Raw genomic sequence first — 21,549 nt, forward strand, 5'->3', positions numbered from 1 at the left:
CTTTGATTGGCCGCAATTCCGCGACCAATTGAAGCTCCGAGATTCACATCAAGTTCGGCGGATTGGGTTGGAAATGAGCTGTTTCGGAAGCTCACCAAGACCCAATCTCTGGTCTGCCTAGAAGGTTCGGTCTATGACCTCGCGTCAGCGAAACACAGTGTCTCCGTCCACGGAAAATGTCTCTTCCCGCGATCGTGCGCCTTCGGTGCCAGCTCGTCGTCGGTCCAAAACGTCCAAACGCGGTGGCGAAACTCGCCAACAGCGTCGGCGTCATTTGGTCGAATCGCTCGAAGCTCGCCAGTTGTTGGCCGGGCCGCAACTCATTGGGGTGCAACCCAACGAAGGCGACCTGATCGATGACGGAGCGGTGCGTCAAACGGCACCGCGAGTGCTAACGTTCCGGTTCGACGAGAACCAACAGATCGATCCATCCACGCTGGGCGGCATCGAAATCAGTCGTGCCGGCGGCGATGGCGACTTCAACGAGAAGGTCGTGGTCGAACCCGGCTCGATTTCCTTGGGCGATCCCAATGAAAACGAGATCGTCGTCCGCTTTGCCGAAAACCTTCCGGACGATGACTACCAAATCAAACTGTTTGGTTACGACAATCCAGACGAAGACATCGTCGGCATTCGCAACCTGAACGGCGAACTGTTTGTTCCTGACGAAGCCGGCGAACGCGTTCAGACAATCAACTTTGATCTCGACCTGGGTGCCTTGATCGAATCGGTTGTGCCACAACCAGTCGTCCGCAATGCGGATGGCAGCTTGACGCAGAACCGCAATGAGATCGTCGTTTACTTCAACGAAGATCCTTTGTTCGTCGAGAACGACTCCAACGGAAACCCGACCACGCGATCGGCAGAGAACCCACGCTTCTATCAATTGCTGCTGACCCAAGACACGGTCCGCACCACCGACGACGTGGTTTATCAACCCGCCAAGGTTGTTTATGACGAAGAGACCTTCACCGCGCGTCTGTTCTTCGACACTGACGACATCAATGACCTGGCGTTTGAACAAGCCGTGCTCACCGCGCAGGATTCGTCACAACTGGCCCAATTGGAGGCCGCTTTGGTCGCAGGCACACCGTCGGTGGCCGAAGCCCAAGCGAACCTGGACGCATTCAAAGAGAGCTTTGCCGTTCCTGTCGGCGGTGGCACATTCCGTTTGCGAATTGGGACTGCCATCAGCAGTTCCGCGGAACTGCAACTGCAACCCACCGAGGTCATTCCTCGCCCGTTCACCAGCATCGGTTTGGACAACAGCGGCAGCGAGTTCTTGGTTCGTTCCTTGCTGCTCGGCGAAGATCAACCCGAACGTGCAGTGACTTTCGTCGACTCAGCCGCCGGTGGATTGGCTATCAGCCTGGACTCCAATGGCCGCGTCGTGGTCGACTTTGGTGGATCCACCCCCACTGTCAACGACTTGCGAGTTGCCGTTGCCAGCACCCCCGCGGTCGCTGGCTTGATCGAAGTCGATTCCAATGGTTTTGGCTCGGTCGCTTTGCCTTTGAGCTTGACCAACAAGAGCGACTTCAACCTGGTCGGTTTGGGCGGCACGCTGACAACCGCATACAACCTCGGCGAACTGGGATCCACCGGTGAGCTGACGAGCGTCTTGATCCAAGAATCCATTTCGCCGATGCCGTTTGACTTGGATCTTCCCGGCGGGAACGACGATCCAGGTCACCGCGAAGTCGACACGGCATTCCAAGGTCACCTCAATCCGTTGTTTGGTGCCGACTCGGTCGATGGCATCACCGAGATCGCTTACAACTTTGAGTCCGCCGTCGCCTCCACGGGCGGCACAACCTTCAGCAACCAGATCACGGACCGTCAAAAGGACCGCATTCGTGAAGTGCTCGACCTGTGGTCCGCGAAAATTGGGGTGCAGTTCCGCGAAACTGTTTCCGAGGGCATCACCTTCGCCGTGGGCGACAACACTCGTCTGGAAAACTCCGTTAGCTTCAACGTAATCAACGCGAATGTTCGCGTGGATGAAACCTTCGCAGATCCAGCGATTGTCTTCAGCAACCAAGTCACCTTTGGCACCGCGTATGCCGAGGACTTCACCCGCAAAGCGGCCGCTGGCGTGGGCCTGTTGCTGGGCTTGGAATTTGCACCTGAATTGCCACCGGAAACCTTGCTCAGCGGATCGTTCCAGTTCCTCAACGACACGATCAACCCCACCACAGAAGCCGCTCTGAACGATCTGGAACCGGTCTTCCCAGGCAATGCCGACGTGTTGCATGGCCAGTACCTGTATCAACCCGACAGTGTTGATATCGACATGTACCGGTTCGAGGTCAACCTGAACGACGCCGATCGCTTGGGCACGTTGACCGTCGAAACGTTCGCTGAACGTCTGGCTCAATCCAGCCTGCTCGACACCACGTTGACCTTGTTCCAGGAAGTCCCCGCATCAGCGATTTCGGACTTCGATCTCGGCCCAACACTCAACGTTGAATTTGTGGCTGTCGCCGCAGGTGCCGAAGGCAACCAAACGCGAATTGAGTTCGTTCAAAGCGACCGGGCGGCCAACGACGATGAAGTGCGAGTGCTGCGTCAAACCGGCGACGACGGACAATTGCTCGACAACGTGATTTTGCTGGACGTGCCACGACGCAGCAGCGTCGGTGCCGTGCCAGTTTCATCGTTGATCGATGCGATCAACAACGATCCATTTGCATCTTCCTTGGTCGAAGCTCGCTTGGTGGAAGGCGATGCGTCCACCGACATTTCGCGTCCAAATGAAGTGCTGGACTTCTCGCCGATCAGCCTCAGTGGTGGCGGCCTGGAACAACTCAGCCGTAACGACGACTACTTCAGCGAAGATTCGTACCTGACTGCGTCGCTGGGTGCGGGCACCTACTACATCGGAGTCGCAGCCAGCGGCAACGATGAATACAACCCGTTGATTCCAGACAGCGGCTTTGGTGGCCTGACCCAGGGCGACTACGAGTTGCTGGTGAAATTTGACCCCAACGTCGATGAAGTCAACGTGCTTCGTGACATGGACCTTGATGGCACCAATGCGGGCGACCGCGTTGGAGTCCCTGGAACGCCACTTGACGGCGATGGCGATGGCACTCCCGGTGGCTTGTATCAGTTCTGGTTCCAAACTCGCCCCGAAGAACGCATCCTCGAATTCGAGTTGAGCGGCAACTCGATCACGCCGAATCAAACCATTGAAATTGTCAGCGGAACCGGCGTTCGCCGAGTCTATGAATTCGTGCCGATCGGTCAGAGCTCAACCGTACCTGGCAGTGTCACCGTTCAGTACAACGCGACCGTTGGTGCCGGGTCACCAGCAGCCGGTTTGGCGAATGAACTGGCCACCAGCATCAACTTGCTAACCAGCATCACCGGTGTTTCCGCCGAATTGATTGGCTCGGGTGAGTTGGTTCAATTGACTGGAGAACGCTCCGTCGACACCTCGACCGACTTCCGTGGCATGACGATCCATGGACGCACGATCTTCGTGGACAAAATGGGCGCCGCCCAAGCCGACGGCAGCATCGATTCGCCCATCAACAACATTGCCAGCGACGATGTGCTCAGCGCATTCTCCGTGGCTCGCTCGGGTGACCAAGTCCGAATCGTCGGCAACGGCGGCATCGACGGGGACATCGAAACCGAAGCCGACAACTTCAGCTACCAGTTCGGTGTCACCGAAACCGGCGGCCAAGTCCTGGAAGACGGCCGCAACATGGAAGTCCCGCAAGGGGTAACCGCGGTCATCGACGCGGGAGCTGCGTTGAAGTTCCGAAGTGCTCGGATTGGCGTCGGCAGCAGCAGCCTGCAAGTCGACCGCAGCGGATCGCTGTTGCAAGTCCTTGGCACACCACGATTGGTAGAATTGTCGACCGACAACGACATCAATGACCCGGCCTTTGATCCGATCACGACTCTGTTGACGGACCCATCGGACGCGACCGCGGCCTACGAGAATGGCAGCGTCATTTTGACCAGCATGCGAGACCGTGGCGTTGATGCTTCGGCGGCAGGAATTTCCCCGGCCGCTGGCCCTGGCGATTGGGGTGGGATTGTCTTCCGCAGTGACTTCGACTCGGTCCAAGGCCGCAGTTCGTTGGAAGACGAAGGCATCTTCATGGACCGCGTCAGCCACGCGGAGATCCGCTACGGCGGTGGCAGCAACCTGCTAATCGATTCGGTTCAACAGCTGGTCAACCCGATCACGATGATCGGTCGTCGTCCGACCATTTCGTTCAATGACATCACGTTGAGTGCTGACGCAGCGATCAGTGCTTCGCCAGACACCTTTGAAGAGACCACTTTCCAAGGTCCCCAGTACCAAGTGGCCGGACGTTTCATCGCGGATTACGACCGCGTGGGACCGGACATTTACTCAAACCAACTGCTCGACAACAGCATTAATGGTTTGTTCATTCGTGTCCAAACCACAACCAGCACCCCACCTCGTGAACTGACTGTCGCTGGTCGTTTCGACGACATCGACGTGGTTCACTACTTGGCAGAAAATCTCTCGATCGTTGGCACCCCTGGCGGCAGCATCGATGACGGGATCCGTCCCGACCTGACCAGTTCAGCGGGCAACGTGGAACTGGGTGGCGACCTCGAACAAGGCACCTTCAACTACAAAATGACGTTCGTCGACGTCTACGGGTTTGAATCCGAAGCGAGCGACCCGAGCGGCGACTTCGTTGTGCCATCCACCTTGAGCGGTTCCTCGATTGAACTGCGGAACTTGCCAGCAATTGGCGGGGTCAGCAACTTCGTTTCTCGCCGTTTGTATCGCAGCATCCCAGGCACGACCGACTACGTCTTTGTCGCTCAACTGGATGCAACCAGTCAAACGTTTGTCGACAACGGCAGCCAGACGGCCGACAACAGCACGCTGCTGGACCCCAATTTGGACGGTGTCCGTGGTCGCTTGGACGCTTCGTTGACGATCGATCCGGGAATGATCATCAAGCTGAACGGTGCCCGCATCGAAATGGGGCATGGGACTCAGTTGCTTGCCGAAGGCACGGCCGAGCGTCCGATCATCTTCACCAGTTTGCTCGACGATCGCTTTGGTGCCGGTGGAACCTTTGACACCAGCAACGACGCAGCGACGGGCACCATCTTCGATCCTGCTCGAGGCGATTGGTCCGGCATCTACGCGGGTCCCAATTCGAACATCAGCCTGGATTCGGCGACCATCGCCTACGCCGGTGGAGTGAGCCTGATTCCGGGTGGTGAAAGCCGCGGCTTCGTCCCTTTGCAATTGCAACAAGCCAACGCTCGCATCGTGAATTCGCGATTTGAATTCAACGACGATGGGCAAGACGGTGCTGGCGATGTCGGACGTTTCGGACTGCCTGGCGTGACGCCTTCGACCATTCATGTTCGTGGCAGCCAGCCGATCATTGTTGGCAACGACTTTGTCGACAACCGCGGCAGCATCATCGACATTGACAGCAATTCGATGACGGCAGAGCGAATCGTTGACCTCGGACGTCAAACAGGCTCCGTCGATAACTTCTCCGAACTGGACGACAACTACGGTCCGTTGATCCGGCTGAATCGCTACGAGATCGTGGCCAACAGCGCTGCGGCTCAGCGGCAACTCAGCGGTCTTGAAATCCGCGGTGGTGAACTCACCACCGAGAGCATATGGGATGACACCGACATCGTGCACATGCTGTTTGATAGCATCGAGGTCGGCAACCTGCACTCCTCCGGCGGTTTGCGTCTGTTCAGCCGGGCCGAAGAAAGCTTGGTCGTCAAATTGTCAGGTGGTGGCACCGCGTTCAGCTCCACCAGCGGCACGGGTCTGACCGCCACCGGCACCGTCGGCGACATCGACGATCGCATCGGCGGCACGGTCCAGGTTATCGGTATGCCCGGATCACCGGTTGTCCTGACCAGTTTGGCTGACGACACCGTCGGTGCGGGCTTGATGCCCGACGGCACCTCCTTCTTGGACACCAACGGGGACTCCTTCGCGAGCCGTCCCGAATCGAATGATTGGCGAAGTGTTCTGTTCGAAGAGAACGCGAACTACACGAACATCGAATTCATTCTGGAACAAGAACTGCAATCCGAAGTCAGCCCCGGCTTGAATGGCTCGGTCGTGACCGCACAAGCACTTGGCACGTTGGCATCGAACGAGCTGTTCAGCGACGACCAAAACCGCTTGGGATTTGAAGTCGAAGGTTTCTTGTCGCAAGCCAATGACATTGACACCTACGCGTTCACGGGAGAAGCGGGCACGCAGATTTGGGTCGACCTGGATCACACTTCGTTCACCTTGGACACCGTCGTTGAGATCCTGGATCCAGACGGACAGGTCATCGCTCGAAGCGACAACTCGTACGACGAAGTCAATGGCGATGCCGAGGTCGCCATCTTGGACCCAAGTGCAGAAGGCTTGGCCGGTTCGTTGCAAGCGAACAGCAACTTCGATGGCTTCATGGATTACGACACCGTCAATCCACGCGATGCTGGTCTGCGGATCACCTTGCCGGGCCCTGTTGGCAATTCCTCGACTTACTTCGTCCGAGTCCGCAGTGCATCGGTCAATCCCGATGACACCGAAGGCGGCCTGACTCGCGGTGGCTATCGCTTCCAAGTTCGCTTGCGTGAAGAGCAAGAGTTCAGCGGTAGCATGGTTCGCTTCGCCGACATTCGATATGCCAACAATGGTATTCACGTTCGCGGTGCAATGGCCAACTCACCACTTCTGGGTGAAGCTCAAGAAAACGAGCAAGCCGGCAACACGTCCAGTAACGACATCGCAGTTTCCGACCTGGATTCACCCGGCCAACGTGCTCAATACCTCGGCAACACGTTGGAAAGCCGCAATGGCGTGTTGAGCGTCGGTGGTTCGTTGGACACCGTGGGCGACATCGACCACTATCAAATCGATGTGCTCGGATCCCAGGGCGCGGTCAGCCGTGACACGCTGATCTTTGACATCGATTACGCGGATGGTTTCAACCGTCCCGACACCATGCTGTCGATCTTCTACGATCCCGATGGCGAAACGGGTGACGCCCAACCTCGATTGGTCGCGATCGGCAACGACAGCAACATCCTCGAAGACCAATCGATCGAAGGTGACTCGGCAATCGATTTGTTGCAACGAGGAAGCATCGACACGGGCGACGCCTACATCGGCCCACTCGCCATGCCAGGTGGAGACGGGACGTACTATGTCGCCGTCACTGGCGAAGGCACGACCCCGGATGTGCTGTCCGATCCGTTGGTCCGCTTGGAACCCATCGATTCCATCCTGCGAATCGTGGACGACCAGATCGCGAACAGCATTCAAACCACAGCCGACGCTCCCGTCGAACCGTTCTTCATCGACACCAGTGCCCTGCCGTTCGGTTGGTCAACCACGCTCGATCGTGCCACCGATGTCGGTCACAATTCCAAGCAAACCTTCAACGGTTCGCGGAACGTGGATCTGTTCCCCGATAGCGTCCAGTTCGAGTCGGAATCCAACAACTCGCTGTTTTCCGCTGACGATTTGGAAGCCAACCTTGGTTGGAGCTTGAACGATGACCCGAACATCGGCAATACATTCGGAACCAATACTTCGCAATTGATCCCTCACACGAAGGTCCTGGGAACAACGATCAATGAAGTGGTCGATGTCTACCAGTTCGTGGTCCCAGTGGACGGTTCGCGAGTCATCCTCGACATCGACGATGGGGTCATTCCGTTTGCCTACGATGCCAACCCCGGTTTCGGCGGCATCGACATTGATCCAGACATTGAGGACTTCCAAAGCGACAGTGTCGACTTGAAACTGCAACTGCTGGATGCGTTCGGCACTGTCATTTCGACCAGCACGTTCTCAGCGGTTAGCGACGGTGCAGAAGGCAGCATCGGCGATCCACTGAGCATTTTCACCGATGACCCATACATCGAAACCTTCTTGCAGGCAGGCGTTTACTACGTTGCCGTCTCGCCGGAAGCAACCGCCTACGACCCAGACACACAGATTTTCTCTCTGGATGTGGACGACCGTCCGCAACAGGGCACGTATGAACTGAACGTTTCGGTGGAAGACCACGTGGTCAACGGGGGCGACCCCAACAACCAGTCGTTATACTTTGACCGTTCAGAAATTCGCGGCGACCTCGACAGCGTGGCCTTTGACCTGTCGGGTTACAGCGCAGCCGACCAACCCTACCTGTACTTCGACTACTTGCTCAGCGACATCGGCAACGATGAAGTTCGCGTGATCGCTCGCAGCGACCAACAAACTGACGTGGTCATCGCGGGGAATGCGGCAGGAATTGCTGGCACCAATGGCGAGCTGCTGCAGCAAGATGCCCAGGACAATTGGTACCAAGCCCGTTTGGATCTGGGAGATTTCGCCGGCGATACCAATGTGGTGATTCGCTTTGAGTACGACACGGACCTGACGGCGGGCACGGGGCCTGTCTTCGGTGGTGAAGGTCTGTACTTGGACAACTTCATCGTCGGCTTTGCCGAACGCGGTGAACTGGTGGTCGGTGCAGCATCGGGACGCACGGGATTCACCGGTCAATCGGACACCGTCCTGGGTGAATACCAGCTCGAGATCCGTCCTGGCCAGGAATACACGACCACAACCTCGGCAACGACTCAGACTCCAACGGTCACGTTCGACACCAATGAACGACTGGCGCAGACCATGACGATCGTTGCCCCTCACCCATCGCAGGTGAGCGACGGCGACACGTTCAGCATGTCGGACAACGTCCGCAGTGTGACGTTTGAGTTCAACAGCACTGGTTCGGTCGTTGCTGGCAACATCCCCATCGACATCAGCGGTGTGACGACGCAAATCGAAGTCGCGGAACGGATGCGAACAGCGTTCAATCTTCCTGCCGTCCAAGCATTGGTGCCAATCCAGGCCACCGATTCATCGGGCGATACGGTTGGTGGAAACAGCGACATTCGCATCGCTCTGTCCGCGGCCGTGGTCGGCGACTTTTACAAAGTCGACAGCGTGGACGATGTGCCGGACGCAGCCGATCCGCTCGTGCCTGCTGGTACTACATTCCGCTTGCCAGCGATTTACACCGAGTACATTGGTGACCAAAACGTTCAACGTCGACAAGACCAGGTGCTCATCGACTCGAACAAAATCAGCGATGTGCACGCCATTGGCATTTGGAGTGAACCAGGCGAACGGGGTGTCGACCCACAGGACATCAAAACTCGCTCGCAATTCGCGTTGGATCTTGGAAACTTCTTTGGTTTCAACAACAACGACTTCTTCGCGGGCGAAGAAAACCCATACCTTCAACAACCACCGATCGGCAACACCACTCCGGGTGCGGTCCGTAACCTGCCCACACTGAACAACTCCGTGGTCGGTGGATTGGCGCCGTCGGTGAGCATCGTCAACAACACGATCGACAGCGCGGGTTACTCGGCGATCAAAGTCGACGGCGAAACTCAGCCTTGGCAAATTGACTCGTTCTTCAGCGGCGACTTCCTCGGTGACATCGGATTCGGCGACTTCATCGGTGATGGCCTCACCATGACCGTCGATGCTGCTGGGACACGAGTCACGTTTGAATTCGAAGACATCGGTGGTGGCGCTGTGGCGGGCGGCGGCAGTGGTGTGCTTGGTGGTGACGGTTATGTCGACGGTCACGTGCCGATCTACATTCGCCACACGGGCACTGGGCTCTACAACCCACCCACGGTCCCGCAGGCGGCACGTCGTGGCTACGCGTCGACTCGGCACGAAGTGATGATGGCGATCTACCAAGCTGTCCAGGGCAGCATTTTGATGACCAATGACATGGTTCAATTGGTCCATCCAACGATCGGCCCGTCGATCATGTTCGGCGACGAACTGGAAGAAAACCGCTACCTCAGCGACATCTCCTTCCCAACCGCCACGGTCTTCCTGGAAGGTGTTTCAGGGATCTACTTCGACGGCTCGTTCTCGAAGGGTGGCGGGAATCCATTCGTGGCCAGTCCGGCGGCAGTGGCCGAAGCTCCACAGCCTTTCTCGCGCATCGTGAACAACACGATCTACGGTCAGGACGGAACGGAATCGCAGTTCTCGCAAGCAGCAATCACCACCGGTGTGGATGGCGACGATCTGCTCAGCGGTGCTCGCGACACGAAGATTGGCCAGGCACACAACGGGCCGTACATCACCAACGGAACGATTGGCAATGGCGACCCACTGACCACCGCGCAGCAAGACGTCGACTTCTACGAAGTGGAATTGCTGGCCGGCGATCGTCTGACGATCGACATTGACACGCTTGCCGCGGACGTCGACATCCCCGAAGGACCGGATTTGGTCCTGCGATTGTTCGATTCCAACGGAATGGTGGTTGCGACCAACGATTCCGGTGCAGCACCAACTCACCTGGAAACGGCGACCGACCCGACTTTGGAAGACACCTACGTCGATCCGGGTGCCGATCCTGTTGACACGGCCGACGACACTCAGCCCAACTTGCGTGCGGTCGATCCATTCTTGGATTTCACAGCCACGGTCAAGGGAACTTACTACGTCGGCGTTTCTCTGCAGGGGAACGACGAGTACGATCCGAACGCCCTGTCAGGACGTGCCAATAGCACCGCGACGACGGGCGACTACACGATCGCGATCGAAGCCTACGCGGCTCGCGACTTCGTCCTCAGCATCGATGATCAAAACCTCGGCCGAAACACTGGCAACCTGGGAACAACCGGTGCAGACCTGATTGGCACGTCCGTCGTGATCACTCAGATCCCGGATCGCCAAGACGGCTTTGTGGCTGCCAACACCACCAACTCGATGCGGTTCCTGTTCACCGATGGCGTCGGCGGCATACGCACAACGGACAATGGCGAAACCGTCGTCAACGTTCCTTTGCAAGCGGACGATGGCTTCCGCACCCCTGAGATCATGGTGGCGTTGCAGAACGCTATCAATGGAGCTGGAGTTGCTGACAACCCCACGTTGACCAGTCCTCCGCTGCCCAACAATGAATTCGAGAACGGCCCCGACGACGATGACATTGGTTCTGTTTCTGGCCCCATCCAACGCGTCAGTGCAACCGCACTGGGCGGGTTCGCTGGCAGTGCGGCCGGACTGGATGTGTTCAACTTCTCGATCCCAATGCCATATGGACCTGGAAGCGATTACCAATACGGATTCGGCCACGATCGAACCAGCGAAGTGAACAGCATTGGCTTCGCAGGCACCACCACCTCGGGTGCGGGAACGACGGAACTTTATCTGCTGATCAAGAACGCCGCCAAGATCGAAATCATTCCGCCTGAAGGTGGCACCACTCCTTTGCGAATGGACCCACAGGATGGTGTTGAGCTCGATCAGTTGCTCCCCGAAACGGGCGTGATGTTGACCGGCGGCAGCAGCGCCACCTTGATCAACAATGTGCTGGCCAACCTGAACCAGAGCGTCGTGGTGGAAGAGACCCAATTCCGTGGTTTCAGTCACCCAACCGATCCGGATCTGCATATCAAGCCAGCGGAAGTGGTTGTCACCAGCAACCTGTTCCAACATGACCAACCCGCGACCACGTTGTTCCGTCAGAACATCAACGGTTTGAACAATGGTGGCGTTGGACTGACTACCGATGGGCGAACTGGTCCAAGCAACGTCAATGGCGGAACGGATGACTTCAACATCACCCTGGACAACAACGATGTGTTGTTCGTCAACGCGGATGGCGACAACTTCATCCCCGCCTTGTTCTCGCTAGCAATCGACAGCGGTGCCAGCTCGGTGGTTGAACGCGACGCCTTCGGTGGTGTCAAACAAAGCGTGGGCTTGGGAACCAGCAACATCTTGGCCCCGATTCGCGATGGCAATGGCGTGTTGCGTGCCGACAACGACTTGGCCGCTCCTCCCACCGGTGTCGGCGGCAGTCTGTTCATCGACCGCGGTGCGAATGAACTGGCTGACTTCAACGGTCCGGTTGCGACCCTGCAGAACCCTCTCGACAACGACGCGGAAGGTGTCGATAGCGATGGCACGGAAAGCTTCCTTCAACTGACCGGTGGTAACCAAGAGAAGTTCACGATTCAACTGCGTGACACGGGCGACTCGTCCAATCCATTCTCTGGAATCGGAATCGACGACGACACCGTTTTGGTGGCTCCGATCAGTGGACTGCGTCCTGAAGGTGCCAATGTCACCGTCTTCGAAAATGAGAAGATGCTGACAGAAGGCGTCGATTACACCTTCGATTACGACGAGACCAGCAACCTGATCACCCTGACGCCGCTGGCCGGTGTTTGGCGTGACGAGAACGCTTACAGCATCTCGTTGAACAACCGTGACCGCAGCGTCATTGTGGCTCCCGATCCAAGCGAAGTGCGTGATGGTGAGCAAGTCAGCATCACGGATTCCGATGGCGGAACTGTCGTCTTTGAATTCGAATCCGGTTACCAACTGTTCTTGCCAGAAACTTTGACCCTGGTCGTTCCTGAAGTCGGGATCGACGCGGGTGGACTGAGCGATGGCGACTCGTTCCGAATCAGCGATGGCGAAAACGACACCTTGGTGTTCGAATTTGATCGTGACGGAACGGTCTTGGGCGACGCGACGCCGATCATTCTGCCCGATACCCAAGTCGACACTCCCGAGGGCCGCCTCGAGGTTCGTGAACAGATCGCTCGCGACATCGAAACGGCGATCAACACAGCTCTTGCAGCCAATCCGAACTTCGAAGTCGAAGTGGTGGTGGATAGCGACCGCGTCATCCTTGGTGCTCCTGCGGGATACACCGTCGACACCTCGGCCGGTGGCATGGAACAGGACGCTCGCACGTTGGCGTTGCAAACCCCGCGTGCCGGCACCGCATTCGGCGGAGTTCAAGTGGGTGACACGTTCATCGTCAGCAATGGCAACGTGACTCGCACCTTCGAATTCACCGAAGATGGCACGGTGAGCGATCCTTCCTTCGTCCCCGTGGTGATCACGGTGGCTCCGAACGATTTGACATCCTTGGAATTGGCTCAGGTCATCGCGGACACATTGTCCAGCTCGGCACTGGGATTGGTTCCAACCGTGACCGATGACATTGTTTACTTGAACTTGCCGTCATCGGGCTTTGTCAACATCAGTGCCGGTCAGTTGACCGCCATCGGCCTCAGCCGTCCTGTTAGCGATGGCGATATCATCCGTGTGACGGAAAGCCCCGCGACGGTATCCACCTCGATCGAATTGGGAACAGCCTATCCTGCTGGCCTCGCCGTGGCTGACTTCGGTGCCCTGCTCGACAACAGTGTCTTTGTACTGCAAACCAGTGAAGGCGAACGCGTTCGAGTTCAAATCGATGCCTCCGAGAATGATTTGATCCCGACGCCGGGCAGCTTTGTCTTGGATGTCACGGAAACGATCACCGACGACGTTGGGAACGAGACGCTCGTCATGGTTTCGCGTGATGAGTTTGCTCGCCGCTTGGCAGGTTTGCTCCGCAACGCGGGTCTGACCGCTGACCCAGTGGCTCAAGACCAATACGTGTTCTTGAACTTGCCAACGGGTGTGACGGCGACTTTTCAATCCGACTACGGTGGATTGGCGTTGAATGAAACATCCGAGTTCGAAGTTCGACGCACGTTGGAATTCGACTTGGTGACGGAAGACGAGAACGGTCTGGAGACGTCGGACGGTGTCGAGCCCGATCACTTCCGCATGCCATTCCGTTTGACCGACACCGCCAGCGATTTGGCCGACGCCGTTCGCGATGCCCTGAACAACTCCGCCGATCTGATCAACGGACTGGCCACAGGTTCGCGAGTGGTTGCCCCTGGCCAGGTTCAGGTCGAATCGAGCGAGACGGTCAACATCAACGGCCAGGACGTCATTCCTCAACCAGCCATCATCACAGTAACATCGGGAAGTTCGCTGGAAGTTCGCGGCGAACCCGGTGTGACAGAAAGCAGCACGGTTCAGGTCTTTGGTCCGTTGTTGCTGACGATGCCCACCCTGGGCGGATTCAGCATCACCAACGGCAGCGTTTTGATTTTGCGAGACGATGCCGGCAACGATGTGATCCTGCAATTCGTGTTGCCAACCGGATTGAACAATGTCACACGTGTCCCCGGCTCGATCTTGGTGCCTTACGACTCCAATCAGAACGGTGCGACACTCGCAACCAACCTGGCCGCAGTCATCAACGCGTCGCCTGCTGACATGACCGCCACGGTCAATGCGAACAACCAGATTTCACTGGGCCGCATCGATCGCGATCGTGTCGACAACAACGGTTTGCCAGGCTTGCTCATTCCGGGCACACCAGGCATCTCGGTGGACCGCGGAATCGTGGCCGACGGTGAAGTGCTGCGACTGCGTCAAGGCGACGTGGACATTTCGTTCGAATTCGAACTCAGCGACGGCGGTGGCGGAGTTCGTGCCGGCAACATCCCTGTCACGTTTAATTCCAGCAGCTCGATCGGTGAGATCGCTCAAAGCTTGGCGGCGACCATCACCAACAACCGCGGTGGGCTTCGATTCGCAGTGGATCCTGCCACCGGTCAAGAATTGATGCCGGTTGCCGACGTCGAAGCTGGCACAGTCCGCTTGAACGACTTGCCCGGAACGCAAGTTGACATCTCCGGCGCGACCACGTTGAACGTTGTCGGTGTGCCTGGTGGAGCGATCGCGATTCCGATCTCGCCAGACAACAACTCGGAAGATGTCAAACGCAGCATCTTGCAAGCCTTGCAAAGTGTGAACCAAGTTGGTCAACCCGCTACAACGACCTTGGAAGCCGAGAACCGTGGCGGTTCGACCTTGTTCGTTGAAAACGCGACGATCATCGATGGCCCGGTCAGCAATTACTACTTGCCTGCCATCAAGGATTTGGCTGGCAACCCGCTGGCACCGAACCGCGAAGATCGCTCGACTCAATTTACGATTTTGATGCCGGGGATCGCACTGGACTTTGGCGATGCCCCCGATCCGGTCGCCGGTGTTCCTGGCCGTTACCCAACGACGCTGGCCGAAGACGGTCCTCGTCACGTGATTGGTGGCGACGACAATCCTGTCTTGGGCAGTCGTGTTGATGCAGAAACGGATGCATTGGCGGTCCGCACTGCTGACGGTGACGATCTGACGATCGACGTTTCGCCGCTGACAACCGCCGGTGATCCATTGCCGCCAACGTTGTTCTCGAACACGATTGTGGACGGCGAAGTCCATATCGCTGTGAACCCGTTGGACTTCTCTTCGTTGGATCTGTTTGATGGTGAAACCATCACACTGACGCTGGGCGGAATTCAAGCGACGCTGGAATTCGATATCGATGGTCGCTTCGATGAGGACAACTACGCGATCTCGATCGATGCTTTGGACGAGAACGGAAACATCGACAATTCGCTGATCGATGAAGAAGACATCGCCAATGCGATCATTCGAGCGATCGACGAAAGCCCACTTCGCCCAGCAGAACGTTCGGTTTTCCAAGATAACGGAGTCTATGTCGTCAACTTCACCGGCAACGATGAAGACGGCGTCAACTTCTCCAGTTCGAGTAATCCAGGCGGGATCATCAACCCAGGTGTCGTCACACCAATTGAAGTCACCGCTTCGCCAGGCAGCGTGCTGCAGGCTTGGATTGACTTCAACGCCGACGGTGACTGGGATGACGCTGGCGAATATGTGCTGCAAGACGTCCAGTTCGAAAGCAACCCTGAAACGCCTGGACCAATCACACGACAGTTTGTGATCCAGTTCCCTGACACGGCCCCCGCGCCGACCAGCGGAGTGAGTTCGACCTACGCTCGATTCCGAGTTTCAACCGAAGGCGGGTTGTCGCCGAACGGCTTGGCTCTGTCCGGCGAAGTCGAAGACTACTTGGTGACCTTGTTGCCTGGCTTGCCACCTACGGTGGATGACGCCGCTGCAAACCGAAGCTACAGCGTTGCCGAGGGTGCGACGCTCCAAGCGATCGATGCGACCGGAACGTTGACGCCAAGCATCGCCAATGACGATGGATTGCTGAGTGCAGTGACCGACCCTGATGGCCAAGACGTTGCGATCTTTGCTGACGATGTTGGATCGAAGACCATTTACGATGTCAACGATGCGACGCGTGTTGCGGGTGTGGTGAACATCGCTGCCGACGGCACATTCACCTTCGACGCCGACCCGGACTTCTCTGGCAACGCCACCTTTGTGGTGCGTGCAACGGATGTCTCACCAGGCAACCCGAACGGACAACTTGTCAGTTCGCGTGCGATCACGGCGACCATCACGGTCACTCCCGTCAACGATGCACCGACGCTGCAAACTGGAGTTCAGCCAAGCGATGTGGTGACGACAGAAACCATCTTGGAAGACAACGTGGTCAGCCAAGAGGATCAAACGTCGCTTGGCCCAGTTGTCTTCTCGGCTTCGGATCTGATCGACCCTTACTTCGTCGCTGGTCCAGGTTCCGAGCCAAACGAACAAGAATTGTTCTTCCAGTTCGCTGGCACCGGATCGACCGCGTTCCAAACGACTCAGGGCGGTTCGCTGGCCATCACAAACAATGGCCGCACAATCCTTTACACGCCGCCACAGGATTACAACGGTTCAACGCCTGACACGTTCATCTACCGGGTCGCTGACCGCGAAGCTCCGGGCCAAAGCACGATCGTCAGCGCGACCGCTGCCACCGTGGGACGTGTGAACATTGAGATCACGCCAATCAACGACAACCCACGTCTGGTCGATGATTCGTTCAGTACGAATGAGGACACCCCACTGACAATTGACGTGGATGGCCCCAACGGAATCCTGAACAACGACACCGCGGGACCGATCGACGAGCAGAACGACGGTCAAACCATCTCGCTCGTGCCGAATCAGTTCCAACGTGTGGTCAACGGCCAAATCATCAATAACCGTTACACGGAAGCGGGTGGTACGATCGCACAGAACGGCAACCAACTGCTCTACACGCCACGATCGCAATTCAGCGGAACGGATCGCTTCACTTACGAAGTCCAAGATTCTGAAGGCGGCGTTTCGACGGCAACGGTGACAATTGATGTTGGCAGCGTCAACAACCAACCGGAGTTCATTGGTGTCAATGGCATTGCTGGTCTAACGACGCTGCAATTCGACGAACGCAAACAACCAGGCGAAGAGGTCACCTTCGACCTCAACGCGTGGTTCCGCGATCCTGACAACGAAGCGATGACATACGAAGTCACTGCGTCGGGCGGCACATCCGTGATCAATCCGACGGTTGACGGCAACGAGCTGACAATTGACTTTGTTCCGTACCAGAACGGCGACAGCATCCCAGTTCTGATCACAGCTCGCGATCCGTCGGGTTTGACGACGGATCAAACGATCTTGGTGACCGTCACTGGTTCGCCAGACGCACCGATCGTTCAGGGCAGCCTGAATCCGTTGCAAATCATCGAAGACAACGTGGCGGTCGAAGACCTGAGCCAAGTCTTCTTTGATCCCGACGGTGACACGTTGACCTACACGGTCACTCGTCTGGGAACGATTGTGAACCCAACGGCCGCCCAAATCGCGGATCATCCGTTGGTGCAGTCGATTGAGTTCTTTGGCGACTCGATGCGAATCACGCCCGAACCAAACCAGTCTGGTTCCGTGACGATTGAACTGTCGGCCCGTGATTCGGAGTTCCAAGCGACTCACCAATTCGAGCTGCAAGTTCTGGCGGCGGAGGATGCCCCGACCGGAGTGGAAGACGCGTACTCCGTGCCACTGGGTGGACGTTTGGAAATCAACGACCCAGCTTTGGGATTGTTGCGAAATGACTTTGATCCAGATTTGAACTCGACGTTGAGCATCGCGTCTGGATCCGTCACGCAGCCGACCTACGGAACGGTCACGCTAAGCGGCAACGATGACGGCACGTTCATCTACACGTTCAATCCAGAATCCAGCTCGTTGAATCCGTTGCCGACCGGCGACAGCTTCACCTACCGTGTGCAAGACAACACGGGTCGGCTCAGTCCTCCAGTGACGGTGACGATTACCTTCGGGCAATCGGCTTACCAAAACCCATCGGACCGATTCGATGTGACGGCGGATGGATTTGTCACCGCGATCGACGCATTGCGGGTCATCAACTTGCTCAACCGCGATGAACTCCGCGATCCGAACGATCCAAACGCGGATTTGACGATCGACCGGATCCCGACCTCTCCGCCAGACTATTACGACGTCAACGGTGATGGCCGAATTTCGGCGTTGGATGCACTGCAGGTGATCAACGAGCTGAACGCTCGCTCGGTCGACGGCAACAACCCAGCCGGTGAGCCTCTGCTGGGCGAAGACACGACAATCGTCGCTGGAGCATTGGATTCGACTAACATGGGTCGGTTCGCCTCCACGCAAGCGTTTGCCTCGTCGTCAGCCACGAATTCGACGGCGGCCAACTCGGTGCCGGTGTCCTCCGCCATCACAAGCGGTCGCACGCCAGCCGGCGAATTGACCTACTCCGCAGAAGCATCCTTGGACAGCTTGCTCTCGGTTGGTTTCGACATCGACTCGAGTCAATCGCAACGCAATGACTCCTTGGCCGACGCTCTGGCGAACGACTTAGAATCGTCTCTTTCCGGCTCAGGATCCGGATTGGACGGGGCGATCGATTCCGCCTTGATTGATCTTTTCTCTGATGAAAACGATTTGAATTAAGATTTGTCGACCTGAGGGGCTCCCAAAAAGGGCCCCTCAAACCACACCTGATTATTCCCTCCCGTTTTTGATTCATCCCTGCAAGGCTTCGGTCAACCATGACCCAACGACGAAATATTCGCCGACGCGGCAGTTCTTCGACGCAACCTCGCCGTTTGCACCACCAAACACTCGAGCGACGCGAATTGCTCGCAGCGGAAATTGTCAGCGGGCCTCGGTTGGTCAGCGTCGCCGCGAACACGGGGTCGCAGTTCGACCTGAACGACAACAACATCTTGTCGGTGGCTCCGTCAGAACTGACCTTCCGATTTGATGGTGGATCGCAGGTCGACGGCAGCACGCTGGATGGGATCCGCTTCGTCGCTGCGGGTGGTGACGGGACGTTCGACAGCGAAGACTTTGACGATCCAATCCAGCCTGGATTCTTAGGTTTCGAAGGCGATCAATCGGACGGGCGAGTCGTAGTGGCTCGATTCGCAGAAACGTTGGCAGACGACCGATACCGCATTGTGATCTCGGGCTACGACGACACCACGACCGGCGTGGTTGCGCTGCGTGACGCATCGGGACAAGCGGTCACACCCGCCGAACCGGATGATCCACAACGCCCCGCCGTGAACATCGATTTTGAAATCGAAGTCGGTCCCAAGGTCGTTGCGGTTGTGCCACAACCAATCACGCTCAATGGCAACACGCGTCTTCAAGCACGCGACCAAGTGCACGTGTACTTCAACGACGATCCGTTGTCCAACCTCAATGCGGGTGTGGTTCGATCAACCGATGCGGTCTTGTTGCCCGTCGTCAATCCTGACTTCTACAAACTGATCTACACCAACGACACAGTTGAAAACACGGACGATCCAGTCTACGCCCCGACGCTGGTGGAATACGATCCAGCGCTCAACCGAGCGACGCTGACGTTTGATTCCGACCTATCAGAACTGCCCGATGTTGTGGTGGGAATGGAAACACTGCTGGGACCGCAATCCAATAGCGGCAGTGGGACTTTCCGATTGCGAATTGGTCGTGGCGATGCCATTCCATCGTCGCCCTCGGAAGTCACCGCCGCTGAACTGCCCGACACATTCGCCGATGCGCAGGCTTTGGGAACCAACTTCGGTGGCGGCACGCAAAGTGTGTTGGTCGATGGCGGATTGATCCAATCCACCACCGATGTGATTCCCAACTGGCCCGGCGCGTTTGATGCCGCTGGCCTTCGCGATTACAGCCGTGAAGCTCAACTGACCCAGCCAATCGATACCACCACCGGTATCAATATTTACCCGTACAACTTCGCTGAACTGTACGGCACGGGAACGCAAGGACAAAAGCTTTCCAACGCGATCACGGAAGCACAAAAGCAACGCGTGCGTGAAGTTCTGGACCTCTATTCCAAACGCATGGGAGTCCAGTTCGTTGAAACGGAAGACAGCGGCTTGCAGTTCGTCACCGGTGATTTGCAAGCGGTTGTGTTGACGGCTGACACGGGGGCAGGTGAAGGCACACCTTACAGCCTCTACCGAGTCAACGAGAAAGACCCGTCGCGTGGTGTCTTGGTCATGGACGCCGGCGAACCGTGGTTCGATGGTTATGGTTTGTCGCCCGACAATCGCCCCAGTTGGTTTGTCGAAGCCCTGCGAGGCGTCGGCAATGTTATCGGAATCGGCGATCTGTTCGAGCTCCCTGATGGTGTCGCGGCGGGCGGATCCAGCCCCGATGAACCCAACTCGGAATTCTACAGCGACTTCGCAGGCAACGCTTACCCCAATTTGCCAACCGAACCCGAGTTCCTCAGCCAAAGTGATATCACGCTTGGCCAGGCACTGCATCGTCCGGAAAGCGATGACGTTGACTTCTACTCGTTCAGTGTCGCCGAAACGGGTCTCATCACCGCAGAGACGTTCGCACAACGTTTGGATGACAGCAGCCTGCTGGATACGCTCGTTCAACTCTATAGAGTCGTTCCAGCATCGGGTTCGAATCCAGTCTCTTATGAATTGGTCGCATCGAATGACGACTTCTTCAGCAACGACTCGCTGGTCTCCGTCGACGTCACCGCGGGCGACTATGTCCTCGGCGTCAGCAGCACTGGCAACGATGCCTACAACGGCGAAGTTGAAGGCAGCGCGCTGGGTGGTCGTACGGAAGGCACCTACCAATTGCGTGTCACGTTCAAACCTGACAGCAACAACACCATCACCGACACGGCCGGTTCGCGTCTGGACGGCGACGCCGACGGCGTCGAAGGCGGTGAATTCAATTTCTGGTTCCGAACCGCTCGGGAAGTCTCGGCAGCGGATGAACCGCGCGTTGTGTACGTGCTCAAAGACGCGGATGGTGACGACTCCAACGACGGTAGCTTTGCGGCCCCCGTTGCAACGATCAGCCGCGCCTTTGAAATGGCGCAACCCGGTGACATCGTTCGCTTGCTGCCCAGCGCTGGTGCCGACAATCTGATCTCCACCGTAGAAGACAACCCCGCCTACGAAATTGGCCGTGGCGGAACAGGTGACCGGGCTTTGGACGATGGCGACGTCTTTGAAGTTCCCAAAGGTGTCACGGTCATGATCGACGCAGGTGCGATCCTGAAGCTGCGCACCGCGAAAATCAGCGTCGGCAGTGAATCGGTTGATGAAGATCGATCGTTGGCAGCCCTGCAAGTCCTGGGAACCCCGGTCTTGGTCGATTCCAACGGAGTCGCAACGGACGGCGGCGAAGTCTTCTTCACCAGTTTCGATGACCCAACCATCGGCATCGACAACAACCCGCTGCCAACCGTCCCATCGACCGGACACTGGGCTGGGGTCGAGTTCCGAAACGACTTCGACTATGCCGAAGGACGACCTGTCTGGGAAACCGAAGGCATTTTCCTGGACTATGTCTCGCACGCCAACATGCAGTATGGCGGCGGCAAAATTGACACCAACGCGCCC

General features: G+C 57.3%; 1 protein-coding gene and 1 pseudogene. Both read left to right on the plus strand.

What is annotated here, in order from left to right; genetic code table 11:
- Positions 1-205 precede the first annotated feature (205 nt).
- Complete coding sequence (locus ACF8AM_RS12765) at positions 206-18,616, plus strand: tandem-95 repeat protein (protein ID WP_392556001.1); 18,411 nt, start codon at positions 206-208, stop codon at positions 18,614-18,616.
- Positions 18,617-18,714: 98 nt separating this feature from the next.
- A pseudogene (locus ACF8AM_RS12770) lies at positions 18,715-21,549 on the plus strand (cell surface protein); the annotation flags it as partial.

The organism is Rhodopirellula sp. JB055, from assembly GCF_043100905.1.
In the GTDB taxonomy this organism is placed as follows: domain Bacteria; phylum Planctomycetota; class Planctomycetia; order Pirellulales; family Pirellulaceae; genus Rhodopirellula.